The following is a 308-nucleotide window of genomic DNA, read 5'->3' on the forward strand; positions in this document are numbered from 1 at the left end:
GTCGGTGAAGAGGGATTCGAACCCCCGACCCTCTGGTCCCAAACCAGATGCGCTACCAAGCTGCGCTATTCACCGACTTAATTCTTTTCCCTGGTTTCACTCCAAGAGGGTTACCCTCTGGTCCGCTACTTCCAAGAGCCATGATGCACTACTAAAGTAGACAATTCACTGACTTAATTCTGCTGAGGTTTTCACCCCTAGATACTGATATTATAATCAATACCTTTAAATATGGGGTGGCTAACGGGATTTGAACCCGCGACAACCGGAATCACAATCCGGGACTCTACCAACTGAGCTATAGCCAC

At 48.1% G+C, this 308-nt stretch carries 2 tRNA genes; both read right to left on the bottom strand.

The annotated features are described in order from the left end of the window. Position 1: 1 nt before the first annotated feature. Positions 2 to 75: transfer RNA gene (locus tag ACVA58_RS27900), tRNA-Pro, on the bottom strand. 157 nt (positions 76 to 232) lie between these two features. Next, a tRNA-His gene (locus ACVA58_RS27905) sits at positions 233 to 308 on the bottom strand.

It is taken from the genome of Photobacterium sp. DNB22_13_2 (genome assembly GCF_052873915.1).